The 24,898-nt window shown below is 59.7% G+C and carries 26 protein-coding genes; 14 read left to right on the top strand and 12 right to left on the bottom strand.

Annotated elements, in window-relative coordinates; genetic code table 11:
- Window positions 1–19 precede the first annotated feature (19 nt).
- The 14 genes from RBB47_RS12115 to RBB47_RS12050 are packed head-to-tail and all read left to right on the top strand — an operon-like array spanning window position 20 to window position 13,268.
- The gene (locus RBB47_RS12115; RefSeq protein ID WP_305986063.1) at window positions 20–1,300 is read left to right on the top strand and encodes an ABC transporter substrate-binding protein; all 1,281 of its coding nucleotides are present in this window, start codon (window positions 20–22) and stop codon (window positions 1,298–1,300) included.
- Between the two features lie 53 nt (window positions 1,301–1,353).
- Window positions 1,354–2,073 (top strand): ABC transporter ATP-binding protein, encoded by a 720-nt coding sequence (locus RBB47_RS12110; protein WP_305986062.1) that lies wholly within the window; start codon window positions 1,354–1,356, stop codon window positions 2,071–2,073.
- A complete protein-coding gene (locus RBB47_RS12105) occupies window positions 2,073–2,780 on the top strand; it encodes an ABC transporter ATP-binding protein (protein WP_305986061.1) in 708 nt (235 codons plus the stop codon). Before RBB47_RS12110 ends, RBB47_RS12105 begins: the two co-directional genes overlap by 1 nt.
- On the top strand, window positions 2,777–3,640 hold the full coding sequence (locus RBB47_RS12100) for a branched-chain amino acid ABC transporter permease (protein WP_305986060.1): 864 nt from the start codon (window positions 2,777–2,779) through the stop codon (window positions 3,638–3,640). Before RBB47_RS12105 ends, RBB47_RS12100 begins: the two co-directional genes overlap by 4 nt.
- Before the next feature lie 12 nt (window positions 3,641–3,652).
- Window positions 3,653–4,726: a branched-chain amino acid ABC transporter permease gene (locus RBB47_RS12095; protein WP_305986059.1), complete on the top strand. Its 1,074-nt coding sequence runs from the start codon at window positions 3,653–3,655 to the stop codon at window positions 4,724–4,726.
- Window position 4,727: 1 nt separating this feature from the next.
- The gene (locus RBB47_RS12090) at window positions 4,728–5,306 is read left to right on the top strand and encodes a VOC family protein (RefSeq protein WP_305986058.1); all 579 of its coding nucleotides are present in this window, start codon (window positions 4,728–4,730) and stop codon (window positions 5,304–5,306) included.
- A gap of 21 nt (window positions 5,307–5,327) precedes the next feature.
- Entirely contained in the window at window positions 5,328–7,085 is a 1,758-nt protein-coding gene (locus tag RBB47_RS12085; RefSeq protein ID WP_305986057.1) for an FAD-dependent monooxygenase, read from the top strand.
- Between the two features lie 10 nt (window positions 7,086–7,095).
- Window positions 7,096–7,983 (top strand): intradiol ring-cleavage dioxygenase, encoded by an 888-nt coding sequence (locus tag RBB47_RS12080; RefSeq protein WP_305986056.1) that lies wholly within the window; start codon window positions 7,096–7,098, stop codon window positions 7,981–7,983.
- Between the two features lies 1 nt (window position 7,984).
- Window positions 7,985–8,830 (top strand): 3-keto-5-aminohexanoate cleavage protein, encoded by an 846-nt coding sequence (locus tag RBB47_RS12075; protein WP_305986055.1) that lies wholly within the window; start codon window positions 7,985–7,987, stop codon window positions 8,828–8,830.
- A gap of 9 nt (window positions 8,831–8,839) precedes the next feature.
- Complete coding sequence (locus RBB47_RS12070) at window positions 8,840–9,496, top strand: malonic semialdehyde reductase (protein ID WP_305986054.1); 657 nt, start codon at window positions 8,840–8,842, stop codon at window positions 9,494–9,496.
- Window positions 9,497–9,508: 12 nt separating this feature from the next.
- The gene (locus RBB47_RS12065; RefSeq protein WP_305986052.1) at window positions 9,509–9,901 is read left to right on the top strand and encodes a YciI family protein; all 393 of its coding nucleotides are present in this window, start codon (window positions 9,509–9,511) and stop codon (window positions 9,899–9,901) included.
- Between the two features lie 26 nt (window positions 9,902–9,927).
- Complete coding sequence (locus tag RBB47_RS12060; RefSeq protein ID WP_305986051.1) at window positions 9,928–10,977, top strand: C4-dicarboxylate TRAP transporter substrate-binding protein; 1,050 nt, start codon at window positions 9,928–9,930, stop codon at window positions 10,975–10,977.
- A 15-nt stretch (window positions 10,978–10,992) separates the two neighbouring features.
- Entirely contained in the window at window positions 10,993–12,954 is a 1,962-nt protein-coding gene (locus tag RBB47_RS12055) for a TRAP transporter large permease subunit (protein ID WP_305986050.1), read from the top strand.
- An 8-nt stretch (window positions 12,955–12,962) separates the two neighbouring features.
- Window positions 12,963–13,268, top strand: a complete 306-nt coding sequence (locus tag RBB47_RS12050; RefSeq protein ID WP_305986049.1) for a YciI family protein — start codon at window positions 12,963–12,965, stop codon at window positions 13,266–13,268.
- Window positions 13,269–13,312: 44 nt separating this feature from the next.
- Here the strand turns inward: RBB47_RS12050 and RBB47_RS12045 are convergent, their stop codons facing one another.
- The 12 genes from RBB47_RS12045 to RBB47_RS11990 form a co-directional block, all read right to left on the bottom strand.
- Complete coding sequence (locus RBB47_RS12045) at window positions 13,313–14,008, bottom strand: RraA family protein (RefSeq protein WP_305986048.1); 696 nt, start codon at window positions 14,006–14,008, stop codon at window positions 13,313–13,315.
- Window positions 14,005–14,700, bottom strand: a complete 696-nt coding sequence (locus RBB47_RS12040) for an alpha/beta fold hydrolase (RefSeq protein WP_305986047.1) — start codon at window positions 14,698–14,700, stop codon at window positions 14,005–14,007. Before RBB47_RS12040 ends, RBB47_RS12045 begins: the two co-directional genes overlap by 4 nt.
- Window positions 14,697–15,830, bottom strand: coding sequence for a cobalamin-independent methionine synthase II family protein (locus tag RBB47_RS12035; RefSeq protein WP_305986046.1), 1,134 nt, complete (start codon window positions 15,828–15,830; stop codon window positions 14,697–14,699). The genes RBB47_RS12040 and RBB47_RS12035 overlap by 4 nt, the downstream gene beginning before the upstream one ends.
- A gap of 48 nt (window positions 15,831–15,878) precedes the next feature.
- Complete coding sequence (locus RBB47_RS12030; protein WP_305986045.1) at window positions 15,879–16,844, bottom strand: cupin domain-containing protein; 966 nt, start codon at window positions 16,842–16,844, stop codon at window positions 15,879–15,881.
- A gap of 22 nt (window positions 16,845–16,866) precedes the next feature.
- A complete protein-coding gene (locus RBB47_RS12025; protein ID WP_305986044.1) occupies window positions 16,867–17,835 on the bottom strand; it encodes an ester cyclase in 969 nt (322 codons plus the stop codon).
- On the bottom strand, window positions 17,822–18,853 hold the full coding sequence (locus tag RBB47_RS12020) for a LacI family DNA-binding transcriptional regulator (RefSeq protein ID WP_305986043.1): 1,032 nt from the start codon (window positions 18,851–18,853) through the stop codon (window positions 17,822–17,824). Before RBB47_RS12020 ends, RBB47_RS12025 begins: the two co-directional genes overlap by 14 nt.
- Window positions 18,853–19,620 (bottom strand): SDR family NAD(P)-dependent oxidoreductase, encoded by a 768-nt coding sequence (locus RBB47_RS12015; RefSeq protein ID WP_305986042.1) that lies wholly within the window; start codon window positions 19,618–19,620, stop codon window positions 18,853–18,855. Before RBB47_RS12015 ends, RBB47_RS12020 begins: the two co-directional genes overlap by 1 nt.
- Window positions 19,617–20,666: an ester cyclase gene (locus RBB47_RS12010; RefSeq protein WP_305986041.1), complete on the bottom strand. Its 1,050-nt coding sequence runs from the start codon at window positions 20,664–20,666 to the stop codon at window positions 19,617–19,619. The genes RBB47_RS12015 and RBB47_RS12010 overlap by 4 nt, the downstream gene beginning before the upstream one ends.
- 2 nt (window positions 20,667–20,668) lie before the next feature.
- Window positions 20,669–21,979, bottom strand: coding sequence for a histidinol dehydrogenase (hisD, locus tag RBB47_RS12005; protein ID WP_305986040.1), 1,311 nt, complete (start codon window positions 21,977–21,979; stop codon window positions 20,669–20,671).
- Window positions 21,980–22,123: 144 nt separating this feature from the next.
- Window positions 22,124–22,660 (bottom strand): ester cyclase, encoded by a 537-nt coding sequence (locus RBB47_RS12000; protein ID WP_305986039.1) that lies wholly within the window; start codon window positions 22,658–22,660, stop codon window positions 22,124–22,126.
- A 42-nt stretch (window positions 22,661–22,702) separates the two neighbouring features.
- The gene (locus RBB47_RS11995; RefSeq protein ID WP_305986037.1) at window positions 22,703–23,869 is read right to left on the bottom strand and encodes a carbohydrate ABC transporter permease; all 1,167 of its coding nucleotides are present in this window, start codon (window positions 23,867–23,869) and stop codon (window positions 22,703–22,705) included.
- On the bottom strand, window positions 23,866–24,891 hold the full coding sequence (locus RBB47_RS11990; protein WP_305986036.1) for a carbohydrate ABC transporter permease: 1,026 nt from the start codon (window positions 24,889–24,891) through the stop codon (window positions 23,866–23,868). The genes RBB47_RS11995 and RBB47_RS11990 overlap by 4 nt, the downstream gene beginning before the upstream one ends.
- Window positions 24,892–24,898: the final 7 nt, after the last annotated feature.

Raw genomic sequence — 24,898 nt, 5'->3', positions numbered from 1 at the left:
TGGTTTGGGAGGAACCAACATGTTGAATAGAAGGGCATTTCTGAAAGCTTCAGCCGCATCTGCCGCTGTTGCAGGAACATCCGGGCTGGCCTTGCCGGCCCGCGCCCAGGGCGCGCCGATTAAGCTGGGCTATGTCAGCCCGCAGACCGGCCCCCTCGCTGCCTTTGCCGAGGCCGACGACTACATCATCAGTGGTTTCAACGCGGCCGCCAAGGCTCAGGGCCTCAACATCGAGGTGATCGTCAAGGACAGTCAGTCCAACCCGAACCGGGCTGCCGAGGTCGCCCGCGAGCTGATCATCGACGACGAGATTAACCTGATGCTGGTGGCCTCGACGCCGGAGACGACCAATCCGGTGACGACCACCTGTGAGAGCGAGGAAATCCCCTGCATCTCGACCGTTGCTCCCTGGCAGCCCTGGTTCATCGGGCAGCAGGGCAACCCTGGCGATCCGGGAAGCTGGGAACCGTTCTACTACTCCTATCACTTCTTCTGGGGTCTGGAGGATGTCATCGCGGTCTTCACCAACATGTGGGGGCAGCTCGACACCAACAAGCAGGTTGGCGGACTTTTCCCGAATGACGGCGACGGCAACGCCTGGGGCGACCCGAATGTCGGCTTTCCGCCGGTTCTTGAAAAACTCGGCTATGGCCTCACCGATCCCGGTCGCTATCAGAACCTGACCGACGATTTTACCGCGCAGATCAACGCCTTCAAACAGGCCAATGCGGAAATCGTTACCGGCGTGATGATCCCGCCCGACTTCACAACCTTCTGGACCCAGGCAAAGCAGCAGGGTTTCACCCCGAAGGTCGCGTCCATCGGCAAGGCCATCCTTTTCCCGCAGGCGGTCGAGGCGCTGGGCGATGCCGGCAACAATCTCTCATCCGAGGTCTGGTGGAGCCCGACGCATCCATTCTCCTCCTCCCTCACGGGCGAAAGCTCAGCTCAGCTTGCGTCGGGCTTCACCGAAGCCACGGGTCGGCCCTGGACCCAGCCGATCGGTTTCGTCCACGCCCTCTTCGAACTGGCTGCCGACGTGATGAAACGGGCGGACGATCCGACCGATGCGGACGAAGTTTCCGAAGTCATCGCCGCAACGAAGCTCGACACAATCGTCGGTCCGATCGCGTGGGACGGTAAGGGACTGCCGCCATTTGCAGCCAAGAACGTCGCCAAGACACCGCTTGTCGGTGGCCAGTGGCGTCTGAAGGACGGCGGCGGCTACGACCTCGTAATCACGGACAACCAGACGGCACCGAACATTCCGACCGGCGGCAAGATGGAACCCATCACCTGACGGCTGGACGGCGCAGACCAGGCGTCTGCGCCTCGACTTTAAGGACAGGATCAATGGCAATCCTAGCGCTCGACAATGTGTCGAAAGCCTTTGGCGCGCTTCGTGTTTCGCAGCACATCACCTTTGATCTCGCTGAGGGCGAGGCATTGGGTGTGATCGGACCGAACGGCGCTGGCAAATCGACCTTGTTCAATCTGATCACCGGCAATCTGCCGGTCGACGAGGGCCGGATCGAGTTCCTTGGACGTGATGTTACGCAAGTTCCGCCGATGGAACGTTGCCTGAGCGGTCTGGGCCGTACCTTCCAGATCCCGCAACCGTTCGAAAAGCTGACTGTCTTTGAAAACCTCGTCGTTGCCGGCGCCTTCGGCAACCGGCTTCCGGAAAACGAAGTCTCTGATGAGTGCGCGGATATCCTTGTTGAAACAGGCCTGATCGGAAAGGCGAACGAAGTCGCTGGACGGCTCAGCCTGTTGGAACGCAAGCGCCTCGAGCTAGCCCGGGCAATGGCAACCCGTCCGAAGGTGCTCCTGCTGGACGAGATTGCCGGCGGCCTGACGGAAGGTGAATGCCACGCGCTCGTTGCAACGATCCAGAAGGTCCACGCCGGCGGCATGTCGATCATCTGGATCGAGCATGTCCTTCACGCTCTCACGTCTGTCGCCGAGCGCCTTCTGGTCCTCGACTTCGGCAAGGTCATCGGCATCGGCGACCCTGACACCATCATGAATTCGCAGGAAGTGCGCGAAATCTATCTGGGGATCGATGTCTGATGGCGCTGCTTCAAACAGAAAACCTCACCGCACACTATGGTGACTTCCAGGCGCTCTTCGGTGTCGACATTCGGCTCGAGGAAGGCGAAACGGTCGCAATTATCGGCGCCAACGGCGCCGGCAAGACCACGCTTATGCGCTCCATCTCCGGTGTTTTGCGCAACCAGCCGGAAGCCATTGTCTTCGACAAGGACCGGATCGGTTCCACGCATGCGGCGGATATCGTCAAGAAGGGCATCGCCATGGTGCCCGAGGGCCGCAAGCTCTTCCCGTCCCTGAGCGTGGAAGAAAACCTCCTCATCGGCGCCTACGGACGCAAGACAGATGGTCCCTGGAACCTGGAAAGCATCTATTCAATGTTTCCGGTTCTGAAGGAGCGGCGCACCAACGCAGGCACGGCTCTGTCCGGTGGCCAACAGCAAATGGTTGCGATCGGCCGGGCCCTGATGTCAAACCCGCGCGTTCTTTTGTGCGACGAGATCAGCCTCGGCCTTGCACCGGTCATCATCAAGGACATTTACGCCGCGCTTCCCAAGATCAAGGAAACCGGCACATCAATTGTCGTGGTGGAACAGGACATCGGCCAGGCGCTCAAGGTCGCCGACCGGGTCTACTGCATGATGGAGGGCCGGATCACACTTGAGGGCTCCCCTTCGGATCTCAGCCGCGACGCCATTCACAACGCCTATTTCGGAGCCTCTGCATGATCTGGATAGATACAATCGTGCAGGGTGTCCTGCTCGGCGGCCTTTACGCGCTGTTTGCTGCTGGACTGAGCCTCGTCTTCGGGATCATGCGGCTGGTGAACCTTGCCCACGGCGATCTCATCGTCATGGCGGCCTATCTGATCCTCGTTCTCGTGACGCTGCTCGGCATCGATCCGTTCCTTGCAGCCCTTATAGCAGCGCCATTTCTGTTCGGCGTTGGCTGGCTACTTCAGATGCATGTTCTGAACCGGACACTTGGTCCGGACATCCTGCCGCCGCTCCTGGTCACGTTCGGTCTGTCGATCGTGATCCAGAATGCGCTGCTTGAAGGTTTTTCGGCAGACAGCAAACGACTTTCGGTCGGCCAGCTTGAAACGGCGTCGCTCGCGCTCGGTCCTGTGAATGTCGGCGTGATGCCACTGCTGACATTCATCTCTGCCATCGTGGTCATCGTTGCCCTCAACCGGCTGTTCTACAGCACGTCGCTCGGTCGGGCATTCCGCGCCACCTCCGACGATGCGGTCACCGCCAGCCTCATGGGTGTGCGCCCGCAGAACATTTTCGCAACCGCAACCGGCATTGCGATGGTCGTCGTAACGATCGCCGCGCTCTACCTCGGCACCCGCGCCAATTTCGATCCGACAATCGGCCCGGCACGTCTGATCTATGCCTTCGAAGCGGTGATCATAGGCGGTCTCGGTTCGCTCTGGGGCACGCTCGCCGGCGGCATCATCATCGGTGTCGCGCAGACGCTTGGGGCTGCAATCAATCCCGAATGGCAAATCCTGGCCGGCCACGTCGCCTTTGTCGTCGTCCTGTTGCTGAGACCGCGCGGGTTGTTCCCGCGGGCGGTGGATTAAGGGAGCGCGACCATGACCATGCCCGCTCAGACCAACTGGACTGTAGAGACCAGAACGCGCACGTCGACAATCTTCCTCGGACTGGCCGCCGTCCTCGTCGTCGTCCTTGCGCTTGCGCCATTTTATGCCTCACGCAGCCTTATCCAGGATCTGTTTTTCATCCTCACCATGCTGGTTCTTGCACAGGGCTGGAACCTTCTGGCCGGGTACGCCGGTCTCGTCTCGGTCGGCCAGCAGGCCTTTGTCGGTATCGGCGCCTACGCAATGTTCGGTGGCGTGATCCTCTTGGATCTCGATCCACTGGTCTCCATCGCACTTGGCGGGATCGCGGCAGCTTTGCTCGCCATCCCGACCGCGTTCTTCACATTCCGTCTTCAAGGCGCGTACTTCGCAATCGGGACATGGGTCGTTGCGGAAATCGTGCGCCTCACCGTTGCACAGTGGAAGGCGCTCGGCGGCGGTACCGGAACCTCGCTACCCCGCAGCGCGACCCGCGAAATGTTCGGACTGGAGTTTCTCAAGGACACTTTCGGTTTCAAGACCTCCGCCGCGACCGACGTCATCACCTTCTGGCTGGCGCTCGTCCTTGCAGTGGTGACCGTCGGTGTCGTCTACCGGCTGCTGCGGTCACGGCAGGGCCTTGGCCTCGCCGCTGTCCGTGACAACCAGAACGCGGCGCGGTCCGTCGGTGTCGATGCCCAGCGCATCAAGACGATTGTTTACCTCAGCACCGCCTTCATCACGGGTCTCGCCGGGGCACTGATCTATGTCCAGAAAGCCAGGATTTCGCCAGACGCAGCCTTCTCGGTTCTGGATTGGACGGCCTATGTGATCTTCATCGTGGTCATCGGCGGCATCGGTACCATCGAAGGTCCGATCATCGGGGTTCTCGTCTTCTTCGCCCTGCAGAACTCCCTGTCCGGATATGGCTCCTGGTACCTCCTGGTCCTCGGCCTTCTCGGCATCGTCATCATGCTTTTCGCACCCCGCGGTCTCTGGGGCCTCTTCACCGATCGCACGGGAATCGAACTCTTTCCTATCCGCCGCAGGCTCTCCGGCGACCCCAACGAAAAATCGGGAGGATGAAATGAAAAAGACACTCGCAGCCTTGTGCGTACTCGCAAGCGGATCGATGGCATCGGCAGACGGCCTACCGGGAATGACCGGCATGGACCATATCGGTTTCACCGTGCCGGATCTTGAACAGGCCGTGGACTTTTTCACCGGCACGCTTGGCTGCCAGGCGTTCTACCCGCTCGGCCCGTTTTCGGGCGGTGAAAGCACCTGGATGCAGGACCACCTGAACGTGGATCCGAAAGCGACGATCCCGGCAATGCGCCTGGTCCGCTGCGCCAACGGCGCCAATCTGGAAATCTTCCAGTACACGGCACCCGATCAGGACAGCAAACAGCCGCGCAATTCCGACATCGGTGGCCATCACCTGGCGTTCTACACAACCGACATGGATGCCGCTGTCTCCTACCTGCAAGACAAGGGCATCAAGGTCCTGGGCGCACCGACAACGATGACGGAAGGCCCGTCGGCCGGCGAGACTTGGGTCTACTTCCTCGCCCCCTGGGGCATGCAGCTCGAGCTCGTCAGCTACCCCGACGGAAAAGCCTACGAAGCGAATTTCGACGCGCGCCTGTGGGACCCCCGGTCCTGATTGAATTTGGAGGAAACTGACATGGCTGATTACAGCACAGACGTCCTGATCATCGGCACCGGCCCCGCGGGATCTGCAACCGCAGCGCTTCTGTCGAGTTACGGCATCGAGAACATGGCGATCAACCGGTATCGCTGGCTTGCCAACACACCGCGCGCACACATTACCAACCAGAGAACCATGGAAGTGCTGAGGGATCTCGGGCGCGAAGTCGAGGACGAAGCCTACATGTTCGCGGCACATCAGGAACTCATGGGCGAAAACGTCTTCTGTGAGAGCCTTGCCGGTGAGGAAATCGGGCGCATGAAGAGCTGGGGCAATCACCCGCTCTCAAAGGCCGAACACCTTCTGTCGTCCCCGACCATGATGAATGACCTGCCGCAAACCTTCATGGAGCCACTCCTGTTCAAGACGGCCTGTTCGCGCGGCACGCAGGCACGCATGTCGGCGCAGTATCTGTCACATGAACAGAATGCCGAGGGCGTCACGACAACCTGCCTGGACCGCCTGTCCGGCAAGGAGTTCACCGTGCGTTCGAAATATCTCGTCGGCGCCGATGGCGGCAACTCTCTCGTTGCCGAACACGAGGATCTGCCCTTCGAAGGCAAGATGGGTGTTGGCGGGTCGATGAACATCCTCTTCAGGGCGGATCTCTCCCGGTTCGTCGCACACCGGCCGTCGGTTCTTTACTGGGTGATGCAGCCCGGCGCAGATGTCGGCGGGATCGGCATGGGTCTCGTGCGCATGGTCCGGCCGTGGAACGAATGGCTGATCGTCTGGGGCTACGACATCAGTCAGCCCGCACCCGAAGTCGACGAGGAAATGGCGACCAGCGTCGCGCGTCAGCTTGTCGGCGACCCGGAGCTGGAGATCGATCTGATCTCCGCAAATACCTGGACCGTCAACAACATGTACGCAACGAACATGCAGAAGGGACGCGTGTTCATCATGGGCGATGCCGCCCACCGGCACCCGCCCTCCAACGGGCTTGGGTCCAACACGTCCATCCAGGACAGTTTCAACCTCGCCTGGAAACTTGCCGCCGTTCTGAAAGGTCAGGCCGGCGAAGCGCTGCTGGACAGTTACAGCGTTGAACGCGCACCGGTGGCAAAGCAGATCGTTACCCGCGCCAACCAGTCCATCGCCGAATTCGGACCGATTTTCGAAGCGCTTGGCATGGGCGAAGGTGTCGATCCGGAAGTGATGCAGGAAAACCTGGTTGCCCGCTGCAACAGCACCGATGCAGCAGAAGCTCAGCGAGACGCCATCCGCAAGGCAATCGCCTTCAAGAAGTACGAGTTTGACGCCCACGGCGTTGAGATGAACCAGCGCTACAAGTCCTCCGCTGTGGAAACGGACGGCCAGCCCGAGCCCGCCTTCGAAAGGGACGCAGAGCTTCATTACCAGCCAACCACCTGGCCAGGAGCGCGTATCCCCCATTGCTGGCTCTTTGACCATGACACCGGCGAAAAGTTCTCAACGCTCGATTTGTGCGGCGGCGGAAAATTCACCGTCTTCACTGGCATCGGAGGGGAAGCCTGGGAAGAAACGGCCAAGTCGGTCGGCGCCGAATTTGGATTGAACGTGGCCGTCCACGTCATCGGTCCCCGCCGCAAGTTTGTCGATCACACCGGTGACTGGGCGCGCGCTCGCGAAGTCAGTGACAGAGGCTGTGTCCTGGTTCGTCCCGACCAGCACGTCGCCTGGCGCAGCACCGGACTGACCAGCGACCCGGCCGGCGATCTGCGCCGCGTCTTCACCAAAATTCTCGCACGTTAAGGAGAACCCGATGGAAGCTCATGAGCTTGGATATTTTACCGAAGAAAACTCCGCAGAAGTGGTCACCGGCCGGAACAAGAATGCCAGCGACCCGCGCCTGAAGGAAGTGATGGAAGTCGTTACGCGCAAACTCCATGAAGCCGTCAAGGAGATCGAACCGACGCAGGAAGAATGGTTCAAGGCCATCCAGTTCCTGACGGCGACAGGCCACAAGTGTGACGACTGGCGCCAGGAATTCATCCTGCTGTCGGATGTGCTCGGCGTTTCGATGCTGGTCGATGCCGTCAACTCACGCCGCCCGACAGGCGCATCGGAAAACACGGTCCTTGGGCCGTTTCACCTTGGCGATGCTCCCGAATACGAAATGGGCCACAACATCTGCCTTGACGAGAAGGGCGAAGATCTTCTGGTCCATGGCACGGTCAAGGACATCGACGGTAATCCGATGGAAGGCGTCAAGATTGACGTCTGGCAGGCCAATGACGAAGGCTTTTACGACGTCCAGCAGAAGGGCATCCAGCCGGACTTCAATCTGCGCGGTGTGTTCCGCACTGGTCCCGATGGAAAATACTGGTTCCGGGCCGTCAAGCCGAAGCACTACTCCATTCCGGCGGACGGTCCTGTCGGTGACATGCTGAACCGCCTGGGACGCCATCCGTTCCGGCCGGCGCATCTGCACTACATCGTCTCCAAGGATGGCTATGACGAACTGACCACCCACATCTTCGATCCGGAAGATGAATACATCCATTCCGACAGTGTGTTCGGCGTCAAGGAAAGCCTGATCGCCGATTTCAGAAAGATCGAAGACGCCGGCAAGACCCGCGAAGCAGGTTTTAGCGGTCCCTATTACTGGGACGTCGAGTTCGACTTCGTGCTGGCACCCAAGCAGGCGTAACATGTCCAAGCCCTGCATCATCTGCGTTGCGATCACTGGTTCCCTGCCGCGCAAGGAGCACAATCCGGCCGTGCCGATCACGGTCTCGGAACAGGTGGAAAGCACGCAAGAAGCCTTCGAGGCCGGGGCAACGATCTGTCATGCGCATGTGCGCAACGGCGATCAGACCCCCAGCTCCGATCCGGAAAAGTTCGCCCGGCTCAAGGAGGGACTGGAAAAGCACTGCCCCGGCATGATCATCCAGTTCTCCACCGGCGGACGGTCCGGTGCCGGCAAGGAACGCGGCGGCATGCTGCCCCTCAAGCCCGACATGGCTTCACTGTCGGTCGGCTCCAACAACTTCCCGACGCGCGTCTACGAGAATGCGCCGGATCTGGTCGACTGGCTTGCGGGCGAAATGCGCACGCACAACGTCAAGCCGGAGATCGAGGCCTTCGACCTGAGCCACATTCACCAGGCGGCAGCCATGAACAGGGACGGACGCATTCCGGGCGACATCTACATCCAGTTCGTCATGGGTGTGAAAAACGCCATGCCGGCGGACAAGGACGTCTTCGACTACTACGTCCGGACGGTCGAGCGCCTGATGCCGGGCGCGGAATGGTGCGCGGCCGGGATCGGCGCCAGCCAGCTCACCCTGAACGAGTGGTCCATCGCTGCCGGCGGCCATGCCCGCACCGGGCTGGAGGACAATATCCGCCTCGACCGGGACCGGCTTGCGCCTTCCAACGCGGCGCTCGTAAAGCGCACCGCCGAGATCTGCGCCGCCAACAACCGTTCCGTCGCAACACCTCAGCAAGCCAGGAACATTCTCGGCCTTGCACCCGTATCCCCGACACTTGTTTAGGAAACCAGAATGACTGATCCACATGAAGCTGCACATGTTGAAGCCCGCGAGGCAGCCAGGGTGTTCCAGGCCCAGGAACATGCAGCGGACGAGACAACTCTGGAGCTGCTCTTCACCGTCGCCCGCACGCATTACGGCTGGCAGGACCGCGATGTTTCCGAAGAGACGCTCAGGGCGCTCTACGACATCGCCAAGATGGGCCCGACCTCGATGAACCAACAGCCAATGCGGGTGCTGTTCGTCCGCTCGGACGAAGCCAAGGACAGGCTCGAACCCTGCCTCATGGAGGCCAATCGGCCGAAGATGCGCACCGCTCCGGTCACCGCCATCATCGCCTACGACCTGAACTTCTGGGAAGAACTGCCGAGGATGTTCCCGCCCAACCCCGGAGCGCAGGACATCTTCCGGAACAATTCGACCGCCGCGCAGGTCAACGCCTTCCGCAATGGCACCTTGCAGGGCGCCTACTTCATGCTCGCGGCCCGTGCGGTTGGCCTCGATGTTGGCGCCATGTCCGGTTTCGACAACGCCAAGGTCGACGAGGAGTTCTTTCACGGCACGTCACTGAAATCCAACTTCCTGGTCAATCTCGGCTACGCGGACACATCCAAGATTTTCCGCCGCTTGCCGCGGTTCGACTACGACGAAGTCTGTCAGACGCTTTAGGAGGAGAAAGCCATGTCAGGTCCGAACATTACCAAGGACGATATTCTCAAGGCCTCGGCGGGGATGCTTCAAAAGCAGCTCTATGTGGTCTTCACCACCCCGAACGACGGCATGGGCCCGGTGATGGAAAACATCGAGGAGCACCTGAAGTTCCAGGTCGAACTGGAACAGAAGGGCATCATGCTCGGTGCCGGTCCCTTCTGGGCCGATGACGAGCACACCTGGAACGGCGAAGGCATGGTCATCATCCGCGCCGATAGCCTGGAACACGCCCGTGAGATCGCAGCAACAGACCCGATGCACTCCTCCGGAGCGCGCAGTTTCAAGGTGCGGCCGTGGCTGCTCAACGAGGGCCGGGTCACGGTCGAAGTGAATTTTTCAACAGGAAGGCACGCGGTCACCTGATGACCGCCCAATTGGGAGGAAAGACGATGAAACGCATTCTTGCAACACTCGCCTTGTGCGCATTTGCAGCAACGGCAGCAGATGCAAAAACCTACAATCTGACTATGGCATCCAGCCACCCGACGGTGGTGCCCTGGGTTGGCCAGCTCTCAACCCTCGTGGTCGCTGAAACCAACAAGCGCCTTGAGGAAATGGGATCGGAAGATCGTGTTGAGTGGACCGAAGCCTATGGCGGCGCACTCTACGGCTTCAAGGACACGCTTGAGGCGGTTGGCGACGGCCTGACGGACGCCGGCTGGGTTGGCACGCTCTGGGAAGGCTCGAAGATGCCGCTCCAGAACATGACCTACTTCACTCCGTTCGTGTCGGACGACCTTGTCGCCACCTTGAAGATCATGAACGAGCTTCACCGCGAGGTCCCGGAACTGAAAGATGCGTGGGAAGACCAGAACGTTGTCTTTCTTGGCGCAAGCGGCGTTGAGACTTACCATCTGCTGACCAATTTCCCGGTAAACTCCCTGAAAGACCTGGAAGGCCGGAAGATTCTTGCGCCCGGACCGTCCGCGAACTGGTTGAAGCATCTGGGTGCAGTCCCGGTGAACGGTGCCTTGCCGACTTACTACAACCAGGTGCAGACCGGCGTTGCCGACGGCATGGTGGTGATCATCACCGGTGCGTTTCCGAACAAGCATTATGAAGTCGCCCCCTATGTCACGCTTGTGGGCATCGGTGCGCAGATGACCGGAGGCCTCGGCATCAACAAGGATGTCTGGGACGGGTTGTCGGAAGACGTGCAGAAGGTCCTGACCGAGCTTGGCGAGGAATACACCGTCGCGCATGCCGAAGAAGTCATGCAGCGCTACGACACGTTCCTTGAAAAGCTGCCGGAAGTCGGCGCAACGGTCACGAACCTTCCGGCGGAAGATGTGGCTGCCTGGGCCGACACGCTTCCGAACCTTGCCAAGGAGTGGGCGGACGCCAACGCCGACAAGAACGCTGCGACCGTACTCGACGCCTATATGGCCAAGGTCAACGAGGCGGGGCTCGAGCCGCGCATCGACTGGTCTAAACGATAAAAGTGGGGGCTCGCCGTGGCAGACATAACAAGACAATTCCGCCACGGCGCTGACCGGGCGGTGGGCGCGGTCTCCGCGCTCACGGGAACAATAAGTGCGGCAGCATCAATCTGGATCTTCTGCCTGATGCTGCTGATCTGCGCCGACATCATCGGCCGGACATTCCTGAATGCACCGGTTCAGGGGGTCGCGGAAATCGTTGCCAACTCGATCGTGGCGATCGTTTTCCTGCAAGCCGCACACACTGTGATGAGCGGCCGCATGACCCGAACAGACATCCTGATCGGCAGCATTGAGGAGAACCGTCCCTTCGCCGCAGCCGTCATGCGGGTCTTTTTCCACGTTGCCGGCATCTTCGTGTTTGCTCTGATTGCCTGGGGGACCTGGCCGAAACTGGTCGATGCCTGGGTCGAAAATGAGTTCTTCGGGGCACAGGGCGTCTTTACCGCCCCTGTCTGGCCGATCAAGGCCTGCCTCTTCGGCGGATCGCTGCTGACCTGTCTCGCCTTTGCAACGCAGGTTCTGCGTGACATCAAGGAAATCCTGAATTCCACCCGTGTTGAACCGCTTAAGGTTCGCCACTCGGTCATCATACCGCCGCGTGGCCTGCCGATCCTGATCGCCTTCGCGCTGATCCTGGCGCTCGGCTACGGATTGTTCGTTGCCGATCTCGGCCGCATCGCGATCGGTGCTGCGTCAATCGGTTTCATGTTGCTGCTGATCTTTTCAGGAGCCCACATCGCCGTCGTCCTGATCCTTCTCAGCTTCCTCGGCATCTGGCTGATCCGGGACAACCCGACGGTTGCCATTCGCTCACTCGCACTGGCTGCAGACGGGGCCATCAATCGCTATCTCTTCGGCGTTGTGCCACTCTTCGTTTTGATGGGCCTTATTGTCGACACCGCCGATATTGGACGCGATGCCTACCGCGTTGCAGCCTGGATGCTGCAAAAAATCAAAGGTGGCCTCGGCATGGCCACAGTGGCCGCAAATGCGGTCTTTGCTTCGATCACCGGCATCTCCATCGCATCGGCGGCCGTGTTCTCGCGCGTTGCCGTGCCGCAGATGGTCGCCAACGGCTACAACAACCGCTTCGCGCTGGGCGTTGTGGCGGGGTCCTCGGTGCTCGGCATGCTGATCCCGCCGAGCTTGCTCCTGATCATCTATGGTGTTCTGGCGGAGCAATCGGTCGGCGCGCTCTTCCTGGCCGCCATCGTCCCGGGCGTGCTGCTGGCCTTCGTCTTCGGTGTCGGCATCTACCTGATGGCCCGCTACCGGCCGAAAATGGTCATGCAAAGCGAGCGGCCGGCGGTCATCGAGGGTGAGACCTGGGGAACTGCCTTCATAAAGCTGATCCCGATCACCGCACTTGTGATCATCGTTCTCGGCGGCATCTACACCGGTTTCTTCACCCCGACCGAAGCCGGTGCCGCAGGTGCTGCCGCGTCGATTGTTGTCGCCCTTGCCAAACGCAGCCTGACCTGGGCGCGCTTCTGGCGTGTTCTCGTTGACACCGGCCTCGTCTCCGTGTCGATCCTCCTGTTGATCATTGCGGCCTCCATGTATTCACGCATGTTGACCCTCTCCACGATCCCGCAGGAAATCACATTGATGTTCTCGGATGCCGGCCTTGGCCTCATGGGCTTCATGCTGATCTATCTGGTGATCGTCGTCATCATGGGCATGATCCTCGATTCCACGTCGATCATGCTGATCCTGCTGCCACTGTCCCTGCCGATCGTCACGGAACTCGGCGGCGACCTCATCTGGTTCGGCATCGTGACGGTGATTGCCGTTGAGATCGGCTTGCTGACACCACCGTTTGGTCTAACGGTCTATGTGGTCAAGGCGACGATATCGGACCGGAGCACCACACTCGGCGATATCTTCATCGGGACATTCCCCTTCGTGGTGATGATGACGATTGTGACGTTGATCCTCACATTCATCCCATCTCTCAGCCTCGTGTTTGAATAGGTGGTGACATGCGTTTCGTGATTTACGCCCTCGACAAACCGGATGCCCTGCCCCGCCGCCTGGCCAATATCGACGCCCACCGCAGCTATCTCGGTGAAGCTCCGGAGCGTCATGGCATCAAGATCCTGCTGTCGGGGCCGCTGACACAGGATAACGGCGAGACGATGCGGGGCTCTTTCTTCCTGCTGGAAGCCGAGAACCGCGCGGTCATCGAAGAATTCCTGGCCGGTGATCCAATGGGAGCGGCCGATGTCTGGAGCGATCTGCAGATCTCTGCCGTGTTCGTCCGGCAAGACAACATGTCGGCAGTCTGAATCCCTTCACCCGCGGATTGAGTGCGATCTGCGGGTGAATTGCGTCAGGTCCGTGCCTTTTCGAAGGCTCCCCAGGCTTCCTCGAATTTTTCGAAGGTAAAGTCCGGTTCCCTGGCAGGACCGAGCACAAGATGCTCCGTCGCCAGCAGCTTCCGGATTGCATCCGCGAGAGAGGGAATGACCGCCTCTGGAACAACCAGAGCCCCGTGCCGGTCAGCGTGGACCAGTTCTCCGGGCCGGATATCCAGTCCGAAGACCTTTACTTCGATATCGATTTCCTTGACGTGCACATAACCGTGGCTCGGACCAATTGATCCGGCAATGACCTGGAACCCGTCCGGCAGATCGCCGAGATCCCGCATGACGCCGTTTGTCAGGGCGCCGGACAGTCCGAACCCCTTGTGAACGGTCGTGTTGATTTCGCCCCAATAGGCGCCGATCGCATTCGGAAAGTCGACATCCTCGACAACCGCCAACCCGGGCCGTGCGCCTTCGGACATGTAACGATAATAGTCCATCCGCCGTGCCTTGATGACCTCGGCCGGCTCTGTCGGGGGGGCGAGCGCTGAAATGCGGGCTGTGCGCGCATACCCGACCATGGCTCGGGCGGTGGGGTCGGATGCCAGCATTGTGCCGCGCGTGAAGCGGTTGAAACCGCGCCTGCCTTCCGCCACCTCGATGGCGTTGCAGACCGTCGGCGTGTCAACGGATTTCAGAAGGTCCAGAAGCTCGGTGTTCATTGGATGTCCAGCCAGGTCTTGAAGGCCGCATTGACGGCGTCGGGTTGTTCAAGGGTCGGCAGATGCCCGGCCCCTTCAATGATCTCGAATGTTGAACCTTCGATGAGGCTCTGCATCAGTTCGTGCCGGTCCACGGGGCAAAGCCGGTCTTCCCTGCCCATCAGGATCAGGGTCGGAACGTTTACTGATTTCAGCGTTTCCTGCTGGTCCGGACGTTTTTGAAGGGCGCGGGACTGGCGTTCAAAAACATCAGCGCCGAGATCAAGCGCCATCTTCATGCAGGTGTCCAGAACATCCTGCCGAAGCGGACCGTTCGCCAGATAATTGGGCTTGAGTTCGTCGCGCATGACATCATGCAGACCGCCTGCCCGTACCTTTTCAATCTGCGGCTCGCGGCGCTGCTTGACCTCGTCAAGTTCGGCGCGCGGATTTGTGTCCAGCAGCGCGAGCCTTTCAACACGATCCGGTGCCTGCCGGTAGACTTCCATCGCAACGATCCCGCCCATGGAAAGTCCCGCCATTGCAAATCTGGACGGCGCATTTTTCAAGATGCCTTCCGCGAGCGCTTCAACCGTGTCGTGTTCGGTGATCGGCGCCAGGTGAATCGCAATGCGCCCGGACAGCGCGGCGATCTGCGGACGATACAGTCTCGCATCGCACATCATGCCAGGCAACAAGACGAGAGGTGTCACGCACGCGCTCCGGCGATTGCCGCCCCATCCGAAAGGGCTTGTAGTTTTGCGAACGCGATTTCGGGATCGACAGCTCCAAAACCGGCAAAGGTACCGAACCCGCAATCGGAGCCGGCAATGACCCGGTCTGTGCCAACGATCTCGACAAACCGGTCGAGACGCTGCGCCACCACTTCCGGGTGTTCGACGAAGTTGGTCGTCGTGTCGACAACGCCCGGCACGAGGATCTTGTTATCCGGAATTTCGGATTTGCGGTCGCGGAAGACAGTCCACTCATGTGCATGGCGCGGATTTGAGGTCTCGAACAGGACATAATCCGCGCGCGCCGACATCAGTGTCGAAAACACCTTGTCCATTGAAATATCGCAGACATGCGGACCTTCATAGTTGCCCCAACAGATGTGGATACGCACCTTTGCCGGATCGATGTTCTGGAGCGCATGGTTCAGCGCGTCCACATGACTTGCGGCAATCTTGAGGAATTCCTCATCCGAAAGATCCGTGAACAGCATGTGCCGCGACAGCGCCAGATCCGGACAGTCAAGCTGAAGGTCCAGTCCGGCGCCAACGATCGTTTCGTATTCGTCTTTCATGACATCGGCGAGCGCCTCCAGATAGGCTTCGCGCGTCGGGTAATAGTCGTTTTGCAGAAACAGCGAGATCACGCCCGGCGACGCCGCGTTCATGAAGCCGCGCTCCGCGCCGTGTTCAGCCATCGCCGCCTTGAGATGAGCGATGTCCTTTTCCAGCTCGCCCTGCCCCTTGGAGCGCACCTCGCCTGTGCACATCGGCCGCGCATATTGGGGTGTTCCCCCGCTTTCCGCGATCCGCTTCAGAAAACTGGGATAAAGTTTCAGATCTGCCGGGGCATTGCGCGGGCTATCACCCGAAAACCCGGTGTAGCGGTCCTTCACGTATGTCGCGTAGGAGATCTTCGACGTTTCACCATCGCTGACAATGGTGACGCCGGCATCAACCTGCTTGCGAACCGTCTCTGACACAGCGCTCGCCATCGCCGCATCGAAAGAAGCTTCGTCGTAGGTCTCACCGCGTTCTCTTGCGAAGATGAAGTCGACGACTTCCTGCGTTCTCGGCAGCGAGCCGACATGGGTGACGTCAATCTTGCTCATGATCTCCCCCGGAGGTCCCGGGCAGAGTTCGCCCCTGCCCTGTTATTGTCAGCCAACCCAGGTCGGACCGGCCGAATCTTGCGTGTTCATGACACGGTAGAGGCTGGCTTCACCGCTCATGGATGGTGTGAGGCTGTGTTCCAGGCCCGGCGGCACTGCGCAGGTATCGCCGGGTGCAAGGATTTTATCGCCGCCCGACCAGCTAAGCTTCCAATGCCCGCGCATGACCATCAGAATCTCGTGGCTGTTGAGGGTATAGCTCGTTTCCGGGATCGACCCACGGGTCAGGAACTCAACCTCAAATCCGGGCTTGTCCTTCAAGAGACCGGATTCACCGATCACTTCGCAGGGCGCCTTCGCGGCGAGCGCCATCATGTCCCAGTAACGGGCGACATAGTCGCGCACAACCGCCTCGTTGCCGGGTTCCGGATAGCCCTTGAGCTCCTCGTCGCTCAACAGCGGCATCGGGCTGATGCCATCGGGCAAAGACTGGCCCTGCTTGGTGTCATAAAGAACGCCGTTCTCGCCAAGTACGAGCCCATGGTCGGCAGCATCTTCAATCACCTGCGGCGCCCAGGTGACCCCACCACCGGCATCGTCGCCGCCCAGGATCGCCATGATCATTCCGTAGTCAGTGCCGATGTTTTCGAACCCGCGGAAGATGCCCGTCGGAATGTTGAAGATATCGCCCTCTTCCAGCACGACCTCACCGGCCGTTCCCCAACGCCCCCAGAAGAACCGCCAGCGGCCCTTGAGCACGAAGAACACTTCCGCCGTCGTGTGTGAATGGAGCGAGTTCCGGCACTTCGGCGGTTGTCCCGCCGCGCCGATATTGAAGCCCGGCGTGTCCTTGATGTGGACATGCTGATCGGGGCTTTCCGACACACCGCCGCCAATGATCGTGAAGTTTTCCTTCTGATCGGACCCGGGTGTGTGGGCATCGATAAAGGCTGTGCGGCACGGTTTCAGATCGCCATAGCGGACTGTCCGGGTTTCCATTTCTTCAGGGCTCATAACCAAACCTGTTTGTTTAAGATTATCCGGTCTTCAACGCGATCTGCTTCCAGACCGCCGTCTCATCGAAAAGCGTGTATTCACGGCGCAGGCCCCACGGACCGAATTCGGCATGCGAAGCGCCCATGACATAGACCTCCGCACCGGTCGGCTCACCGAACGCACCCCAGCCGTCATGTTTGCCATGGAGCGACCAGCGCACGGCAGCGCGCGGCGGCATCATCGGGTCGTCGCGGCCGATCTGATGTTCGATCTTGAATTCAGCGGACGGGAAGCTTGCACGCAGCCCCATCCAGAACCGGTCTGCCGGACCCCAGGAATAGCCGCTCACATGGCCCGGATAGGCAAGCTCGCAGGCCCGGTCGTACTCGGCTTCGATCACAGCCATGTCCGCATTCATGATGCGGCTCAGGATGTCGGCATGTTTGGCGCCCCACTCGTTGTCGTTGCCCTTGCCCTTGTAGGGACCGGGCTTGTCGATCGCTGGTGAAAACGGCTGGACGCAGCTTTCAGCACCGCCCTCACGGGCAATCAGATCCCTCGCATAGTCTTTCGGGTCCCAACCCATCTGACGCACGATTGCGCCCTGGTCACGGATAAGCCACTCGTCATTGATCTGGTTGTTGATCGCATGACAGTCGGCGATGATCCGGTATTGCAGCTTCCTGCCCGTCGCCTTGCCGTAGACACCATCACCGAGGTGGGTCGCGGTGGAGATAATCCGGTGAGAGGAAAGCATGCCCTCTTCCGGCGTCCCCGACCAGATAACATCCTCGCCGAACAGTGTCCTGTCGGGAAACTCCGAGAGCGTTGCCATGGTCGCGCCGATCACACCCTGGTTGCCGACGACGACAGACGCAGGTGAGCGGACAACGATGTCCTCGGAATAATAATGATGTAGGGTTGCGATCTTCCGGTCTTCCCAGATCTCCTTGGTAATCCCGATTATGTAATCGGGGAAATCCTTCCAGCGCGGGTCAAAGCCTTTCATCGGGCCATCCTTCGGGTACACGGGCCGAACCGCGTATCATCAGCGGTCCGTCAATCTGAATCTTCTGAACGTCATTGCTGCCTTCCTCGATCCACCCCAGCAGCGTAGAGACTGTTGCCTCCACCATCCGGTTCGAAGGCTGGCGCAATGTGGTGAGGTCGTAGGCGGGCCAGGACGCAAGAGGCACGTCGTCATAGCCGACGACGGAGACATCGCCCGGAACATCGAGCTTGAGTTCGAACCGCAAGACATCCATCACGGCAAAGGCCATATGGTCGTTGCCGACGAACACCGCATCGGGCCGGTCCGCTGCCGAGAATATCTCGCGTGCGGCGGCCGATGCCGTCTCGCGGTTGTACATGCCGTCAATGCAGACGGCGACATCGATGCCCGCCGCTTTAAGGCCTGCCCGCAGCCCGGCCTCGCGGTCGCGTCCGGTGGACGATCCGGACCACCCGGCGATGTGAGCGATCTTCCTGTGCCCCCCGGCGACAAGAAACTCAGCGATCTTGCGGCCACCTTCGAAATTGTTGGACGTGACCTGGTTGAGCCTTTCATCGTCCTGTCCGCGGTTGAAGAGCACCACGGGAACGCCGACAGCAGCACAACGGGCAGCAAGCGCGTTGGACATGCCAACCGATGCGGTGATGATGCCGTCGACCTGATAGTCGAGAAGCTCTCCCATGACCTTGTCGACGCTGTCATCATCGTTCGAAACCATGAAGACGAGGATGTGGTAGCCATGTGCCTGCAGGGCCGTAGACAGCTTTTCCAGGGCATCGGGATAGAACTGGTTTTCGAGATAGGCGACCACCAGGCCGATGATCCTGGAACGGCCCGTAATCAGCGAACGCGCCAGAACATTCGGCCGGTAGCCAAGCTCCTGAGCTGCTTTCAAGACCTTCTCCGCCATCTTCGGCGAGACGGATGCACCGGGCGTGAAGACACGGCTGACGGCGGACTGGCTGACCCCGGCCAGCTTGGCAACATCGACAGACGTGACCTTCTCAACACGCATCAGTCCGCGGTCCAACCTCCATCGACAATCAGCGAAGTACCGGTCACCAGGGAGGCAGCGTCACTCGCAAGATAAAGAACAGCGCCCATGATGTCCTCGACGGTCCCGGTCCGGCCCAACTTGATTTTCTCCTCGATCCACCTGACCCGGTCCGGGTTGTCGAATGTCGGCTCGGTCAAAGGTGTACGGATAAAGGTCGGGCAGATCGTGTTGACCCGGATCTGTTTCGGCCCGAATTCCAGCGCCATTGCCTTGGTGAAACCTTCAACGGCAAATTTGGACGCACAGTAAACCGCCCGGTCGATGCCGCCGACATGGGCCATCTGCGAGCTCATGTTGATCAAGGATCCGGGCTTGCCGGCGTCGATCAGTCCTTTGGCGACACACTGCGTGACGAAATAGGCACCACGCAAATTGACGTTCATCACCGCATCGAAGTCTTCCGGCGTGGTCGCGATCGCGGCCGAATGGCGGGCAAGCCCTGCGCTGTTGACGAGGATATCGAACGGCCCGTGCTTGGCGACACTGACCTGGACTTCCAGCACATCGGCAATATCGAGTTGAAGCGCCGACGCTTTCCATCCCTTTGCCGTCATTGCCTCGACGGCCTCAGCAAGCTTGTCCGCTCTGCGCGCTGCAAGCACCACGTCGCCACCAGCTTCGGCCAGGGCACTTGCACAAGCAAGGCCAATGCCTGAGGAGGCACCGGTGACCAGCACCTTTTTGCCGGCAAGGGAAAAGCTTGGCGTTGATGGAAGCTCAATCATGCCAGCGCCACTCCGGTTTCCGGATCAAACCCTGCACGCGCCTTGTTGAAGTCGCGCAGTCTCTTGAAGACATCGACACCCAGCTGGTTATAGGCGTCCAGCAGATCGACCAGCACCCAGTTTTCGCGAATGAGGCCGTTTTCCACGCGCCAGAAATCCAGGCTGCGCATGGTGATGCGCTTGCCGCTCGGCGCAATTCCCATCCAGCCGTCGTCGGTGACGGTTTGAATCATGTTGGGCCAGCCTGTGACAGCGGCATAGTTCCTGTCGCCAAAGAAGTGGTAGGTGATTTCGTCGACATACTGGCCGCGATCCGGCATTCCGTTCAGGAACGGTATTTGGTGCCAGTTGCGGAAGCCCTTGATGCCGCGTCCAGTCCCGATGCCGGACGGACCATACCAGCTCATGCGGGGATGCCAGAATTTCGGCATCTCCATCACTTCCGGCCCGCCTTGAGACGGGTGCTTCTTGAGGTGTTCCAGCATGTCGATGATGTGCTGGCACGTGGCCCGCCCGGTCTCTTCATCGTAGGGCCCGGGAACAAGCCCGTCATGGGTCGCCGGTCCCGGCACATGCCATTCGCGCCCGAGGCTCGGCGCCATCGGCCAGGCGTTTGCCTGGATCATCATTTCGGGAATGTCCCAGAGCGCCTGGAATTCGACAACCTTGCCATTCACAAAGCGGAAGAACTCGTGAAAGCGCATCGAGACCTGATGGCTTGTGGCAGGAATATCCAGCCAAGGTTTTTCAAAGGAGCCGGTGTAGTAACCGCCGCAGCCAACCCAGTCGTGACCTTCCGGTGTCGGACCGGCCATCACGATCGTGTCGCGGCGCTCCAGATCCGGAACCGCCTCAAACAGCGCGGCATAGGCCTTGTCGTAAAATGCATCCGTGCCGGTTGTATCGCCAAATGGATGACACAGTCTGAAAACCACGTCCGGCGTGCACAAATCTTCAAGCGCCTTGCGGACGGCTCGTTCTTCAAAGTCATACATCGCCGCCCGCAGCGGCGCGATCAGGTCCTTGTGCTCACTATGCCTGTCCATTTTTACTCGGCGGCCTCTCCGTAAGGCACGTTGCCTCCTCCATATCTGCGGACCCGGACATTGGCCTGTTCGGCGTGGCCGACGAAACCTTCAAGCATGCACAGCCGCGAGCAGTAGGCACCGATCTCGGCGGCCGCTTCATCGGTCAGCACCTTCTGGTATGAATGGGTTTTCAGGAACTTTCCGACCCACAATCCACCAGTGTACCGCCCCGCCTTTTTCGTCGGCAGCGTATGATTGGTGCCGATCACCTTGTCGCCATTGGCAACGTTGGTTCGCGCACCCAGGAACAGCGCGCCGTAACAAGTCATGTTGTCCAGGAACCAATCGTCCCGATCGGTCATCACCTGCACATGCTCTGACGCAATGTCGTCGGCAACGGCAAGCATTTCCTCGTAGGTGTCACAAAGGATCACCTCGCCGTAGTCTTCCCAGGATTTCGACGCAGTGTCCGCTGTCGGCAGGATCTTCAGGATCCGGTCGATCTCTTCAAGCGTTTCAGTTGCAAGCTTGCGAGAATTGGTAACCAGAACGGCAGGCGAGTTGTAGCCGTGTTCTGCCTGCCCCAGCAGGTCGGTCGCACACATTTCCGCATCAACCGTTTCGTCAGCAATCACCATGGTCTCGGTCGGGCCCGCGAATAGGTCAATGCCGACACGTCCGAAGAGCTGGCGTTTGGCTTCGGCAACAAAGGCGTTGCCCGGGCCGACAAGCATGTGCACCGGATCGATCGTTTCGGTGCCGAGCGCCATGGCGCCGACGGCCTGAATGCCGCCGAGAACGTAGATTTCATGCGCACCGCCCAGATGCATCGCCGCGATCACGGCCGGGTTCGGCGCGCCTTTGAACGGCGGCGTTGCCGCGATGATGCGCGGAACCTCGGCAACGGATGCGGTTGCAACCGACATGTGGGCGGAAGCGACCATCGGAAACTTTCCGCCCGGTACATAACAGCCAACCGACTGCACCGGGATATTCTTGTGCCCCAGGATGACGCCCGGCATCGTCTCGACCTCGATGTCCAGCATGGAGGCGCGCTGCGCTTCGGCGAATTTTCGAACCTGTTCCTGGGCAAACTTGATGTCTTCCATGTCTCTTGGCGAGACCTGACTCATCAGCGCTTCGATTTCCGACGCGCTCAACCGGAAAGAAGCGGGAGAATAATTGTCGAACTTCTCGGAGAGTTCGCGCACGGCGGCATCGCCGCGAGTTTCGATTTCCTTGAGCGTTCCCTCCACGATGGAGCGAACCTTGGCATCGTCTTCCGAGCGTTCAGCTTCGGGCTTGCCGCGCTTCAGATACTCAACAGCCATGTTTCATCCCTTTCAGGACGCAGCCGCTCTGGTCTTCTTGCGGACCGTGCGCCTGCGCCGACTTATCATTTTTCTTCAGTTTGCATACGTATGCAGAAAGTTCAAGTGGCCTTCCGCGAAACACGAAAAACTACTTAAGTCTCGTCACGCGGCCTTTTCCGGCGTCGGCGGCACGCGTTCGCCCCGGTCGAACGCTTCCCAGCCCTGACCGTCGAAAACATCCTTGCCGAGCTGGGCCAATACATGCGGAAAGTCGACCATCACCCAGTTGTCGACGATTTTGCCGTCGACCACTTTCCAGAAATCCATGTAACGGATTTCGACCCGTTTGCCCGTCGGCGCAAGTCCCATGAACTCACCGGAATGGGTCGCTTCCTGGCGGCCAAAGGCGGCCGCCCATTCGCCCATGTAGAGCCTGGCTTCGTCAACGCAGACCTTGTCTGAAAACGCAGCCTGAAACGGCTTTTGCCAGTTTTCCTGGAATTCCTTCAGACCTGTCTTGTTGCCGCAGCCGGTATTGCCAAGCCAGCGGAAACCGTCTGCAAAGAACTCGCCGATATCGGCAATCCGGTGGTCGTTCAAACCGTCGACCATGTCCTCAATGACACGGCGGGTGTCCTCCGTCTTGCTCATATCCGTGTCGCGGCTCAGAACCGCCTGCTCGGGACGCGATCCCTTCATGTTTCACCTGTTTGTGTAGTGCGAGTGCAAAGAGCGCATGACCTATCCCTTCACGGCTCCGGCTGTCAGACCCGACACGATCTGGCGTTGGAAAACCATGATGAGGAGGAACAGCGGCGCGATAATCGACACGGCTGCAGCGACTGCCTCGACCTGGTCGGTGGTTGTTGTCTCCCGGTTGAAGTAGCCGGCGATCGCCGGAACCATGGTCTGGTTCTGCGCGTCGAGCAGGAGTGAACAGACCAGATAGTCGTTATAGGCCAGCAGGAAACTGAACAGACCGGTCGTGATAACGCCAGGCCACATCACGGGCATGATCACCCAGCGGAATGCCTGGAAGTGCGTGCAGCCATCCACGCGAGCCGCCTCGTCAAGCTCGTTCGGGATGTTCTGGAAGAACGAACGCAGCATCCAGATCGTGAAAGGCTGGTTGATCGACACCAGCACCGCAATCACGGCCCAGGGCTTGCCATAAAGAGTTGGTGCAGCGTCGCCCAGGATCGGGCTGAGAATCTCGGCGGAGTTGATAAAGGGCGGCAGGTAACCGGCCACGAGCACCGAGTGCGGCAAGGCGCGGAAGACCAGTGCGATGATAAGGATCCAGAAGGCAATGAACGATCCGGCTGACCCGGCTCTTGCAAGCCCGTAACCGGCCAGCGTTCCCACGGTCAGCGAAACCGTCACCACGCCGACTGTAACGATCATCGAATTGATGAAGTTCTCGTAGAACGCGTTTTCGACCCATACGGCTCTGTAGTGCTCGGTGGTCAGACCGAGGATCGGCTTGCCCAAGGGGCCAAGAATGGAATTCACGGCACTCAGGACAGGAGGAAGGATGCCGGCGAACACAATCAGGAAGCCGATTGCAAACACAAGCGCACCAATGATCCAGCCCGGGACGAGCAGATGGGGCGGCGTGTACTTGTTGACCATCTTCGGCAGAAGCGTCAGCGCCAGATGAACGGTGTACCAGAGAAAGGCGATACCGACGACGATGCTGACGATCGACAGGCCACGCCCCGTTGCAACGGTTTCAGGTCCGAAAATCACGCTGAGCGGATTTGAGGCAAATGCATCAATCGGATCCTTGAAGCTCATGACCGCGATCCAGAAGATCGGGAACGCTGCGATCAGACACCAGAATGCCAGGAAGCCGACTGAGGTCAGTTGCAGCGCCATTGGCTGCTGCATGGATTTTGGCAGGCTCATACCCGTCCTCCCTTGTGATCGCGCCAGGTCTTGCGCAGGAGCGGAATTAGCAGAACGACAATGCCGATCATTGTGAGCATCGCGCTTGCGGATGCACGTGAAATGGACCTGTTTCCGCTATCGTCGGGTGTCAGCAGGTCATAGGTCAGCCACTGCAGCGAAATGCGGTAAGCCTGACTGGAGAAGCCGACGATTTCCTCAAACACGCGGTAGGAATCCATCAGGTGGATAAGCGAGACGAAGACGATGAGTGGCATCAGGTGCGGAATGATCACGTAGCGAAGCCGTTCCCAGCGGCTCGCACCGTCGATCACGGCCGATTCCAAAGTGTCCTGGTTGACAGTTTGCAGGCCGGCATAAAACACAAGGAACGCAAACGGGGCCACGTGCCAGACACGGTAGAACATCATCAGCAACTCAATGGTCCAGCCTTGGGCGAACATTGCGATGTCCTGGTTCAGCCACCATTCCAGGAAGGCGGTCATGATGCCGTCGCCGATAAACAGCCAGCGGATGGACAGCGCGCCGATGACGGGCGTGATGATGAATGGCAGAAGCGACACGAAGATGATGGGGCCACGTATCATGCGGGTGGCATTGTTGACCGTGATCGCAATGGCCAGCCCGACACCGATAACGAGGGGAAGCGTTACCAGAGTGAAGGTCAAGGTGAACCGGAGCGCCTTCCAGAAATCAATGGTAAGCAGTGCATCGAAATCGAAGACTTTCAGCGCCGCCCAGGCCCGGTCAGGCTCCAACACATTATAGTAGCTCTCCAGCCCGACATATTTGACGTCTGTCACCACTTTGCCGTCTTCCCCAAGAACCGGCTGAATTTTTGTTTCGGTGACGCAGGTCTGGGTTGGGAAACCGGGGGTGCAGGTTTCGACTTCAACCTGCTCGAAAATAGGCTGCGTGACATAGAAGCTCTGCATGAACACGCTGACAAGCGGCGCGGCGATAAAGAGCAGCATCAGGAAAATGGACGGGCCGACAAAGGCGGCAAATGTCTTGGTGTTCATGCTGCCC

The organism is Roseibium sp. MMSF_3544 (genome assembly GCF_030732845.1).
Taxonomy (GTDB): Bacteria; Pseudomonadota; Alphaproteobacteria; order Rhizobiales; family Stappiaceae; genus Roseibium.
Note: the sequence above shows the minus strand (reverse complement) of the source record. Positions and strands in the feature narration are given on the sequence as shown.

Coding starts and splice junctions, on each gene's coding strand:
- RBB47_RS12020 (WP_305986043.1), bottom strand. CDS start 18,853: ATGCGTGTTGAGAAGGTCACGTCTGTCGATGTTGCCAAGCTGGCCGGG.
- RBB47_RS12045 (WP_305986048.1), bottom strand. CDS start 14,008: ATGAACACCGAGCTTCTGGACCTTCTGAAATCCGTTGACACGCCGACG.
- RBB47_RS12105 (WP_305986061.1), top strand. CDS start 2,073: ATGGCGCTGCTTCAAACAGAAAACCTCACCGCACACTATGGTGACTTC.
- RBB47_RS12070 (WP_305986054.1), top strand. CDS start 8,840: ATGACTGATCCACATGAAGCTGCACATGTTGAAGCCCGCGAGGCAGCC.
- RBB47_RS12060 (WP_305986051.1), top strand. CDS start 9,928: ATGAAACGCATTCTTGCAACACTCGCCTTGTGCGCATTTGCAGCAACG.
- RBB47_RS12030 (WP_305986045.1), bottom strand. CDS start 16,844: ATGAGCCCTGAAGAAATGGAAACCCGGACAGTCCGCTATGGCGATCTG.
- RBB47_RS12090 (WP_305986058.1), top strand. CDS start 4,728: ATGAAAAAGACACTCGCAGCCTTGTGCGTACTCGCAAGCGGATCGATG.
- RBB47_RS12095 (WP_305986059.1), top strand. CDS start 3,653: ATGACCATGCCCGCTCAGACCAACTGGACTGTAGAGACCAGAACGCGC.
- RBB47_RS12025 (WP_305986044.1), bottom strand. CDS start 17,835: ATGAAAGGCTTTGACCCGCGCTGGAAGGATTTCCCCGATTACATAATC.
- RBB47_RS12015 (WP_305986042.1), bottom strand. CDS start 19,620: ATGATTGAGCTTCCATCAACGCCAAGCTTTTCCCTTGCCGGCAAAAAG.
- RBB47_RS12035 (WP_305986046.1), bottom strand. CDS start 15,830: ATGAGCAAGATTGACGTCACCCATGTCGGCTCGCTGCCGAGAACGCAG.
- RBB47_RS12050 (WP_305986049.1), top strand. CDS start 12,963: ATGCGTTTCGTGATTTACGCCCTCGACAAACCGGATGCCCTGCCCCGC.
- RBB47_RS12010 (WP_305986041.1), bottom strand. CDS start 20,666: ATGGACAGGCATAGTGAGCACAAGGACCTGATCGCGCCGCTGCGGGCG.
- RBB47_RS12085 (WP_305986057.1), top strand. CDS start 5,328: ATGGCTGATTACAGCACAGACGTCCTGATCATCGGCACCGGCCCCGCG.
- RBB47_RS11995 (WP_305986037.1), bottom strand. CDS start 23,869: ATGAGCCTGCCAAAATCCATGCAGCAGCCAATGGCGCTGCAACTGACC.
- RBB47_RS12000 (WP_305986039.1), bottom strand. CDS start 22,660: ATGAAGGGATCGCGTCCCGAGCAGGCGGTTCTGAGCCGCGACACGGAT.
- RBB47_RS11990 (WP_305986036.1), bottom strand. CDS start 24,891: ATGAACACCAAGACATTTGCCGCCTTTGTCGGCCCGTCCATTTTCCTG.
- RBB47_RS12115 (WP_305986063.1), top strand. CDS start 20: ATGTTGAATAGAAGGGCATTTCTGAAAGCTTCAGCCGCATCTGCCGCT.
- RBB47_RS12110 (WP_305986062.1), top strand. CDS start 1,354: ATGGCAATCCTAGCGCTCGACAATGTGTCGAAAGCCTTTGGCGCGCTT.
- RBB47_RS12065 (WP_305986052.1), top strand. CDS start 9,509: ATGTCAGGTCCGAACATTACCAAGGACGATATTCTCAAGGCCTCGGCG.
- RBB47_RS12100 (WP_305986060.1), top strand. CDS start 2,777: ATGATCTGGATAGATACAATCGTGCAGGGTGTCCTGCTCGGCGGCCTT.
- RBB47_RS12075 (WP_305986055.1), top strand. CDS start 7,985: ATGTCCAAGCCCTGCATCATCTGCGTTGCGATCACTGGTTCCCTGCCG.
- RBB47_RS12080 (WP_305986056.1), top strand. CDS start 7,096: ATGGAAGCTCATGAGCTTGGATATTTTACCGAAGAAAACTCCGCAGAA.
- hisD (WP_305986040.1), bottom strand. CDS start 21,979: ATGGCTGTTGAGTATCTGAAGCGCGGCAAGCCCGAAGCTGAACGCTCG.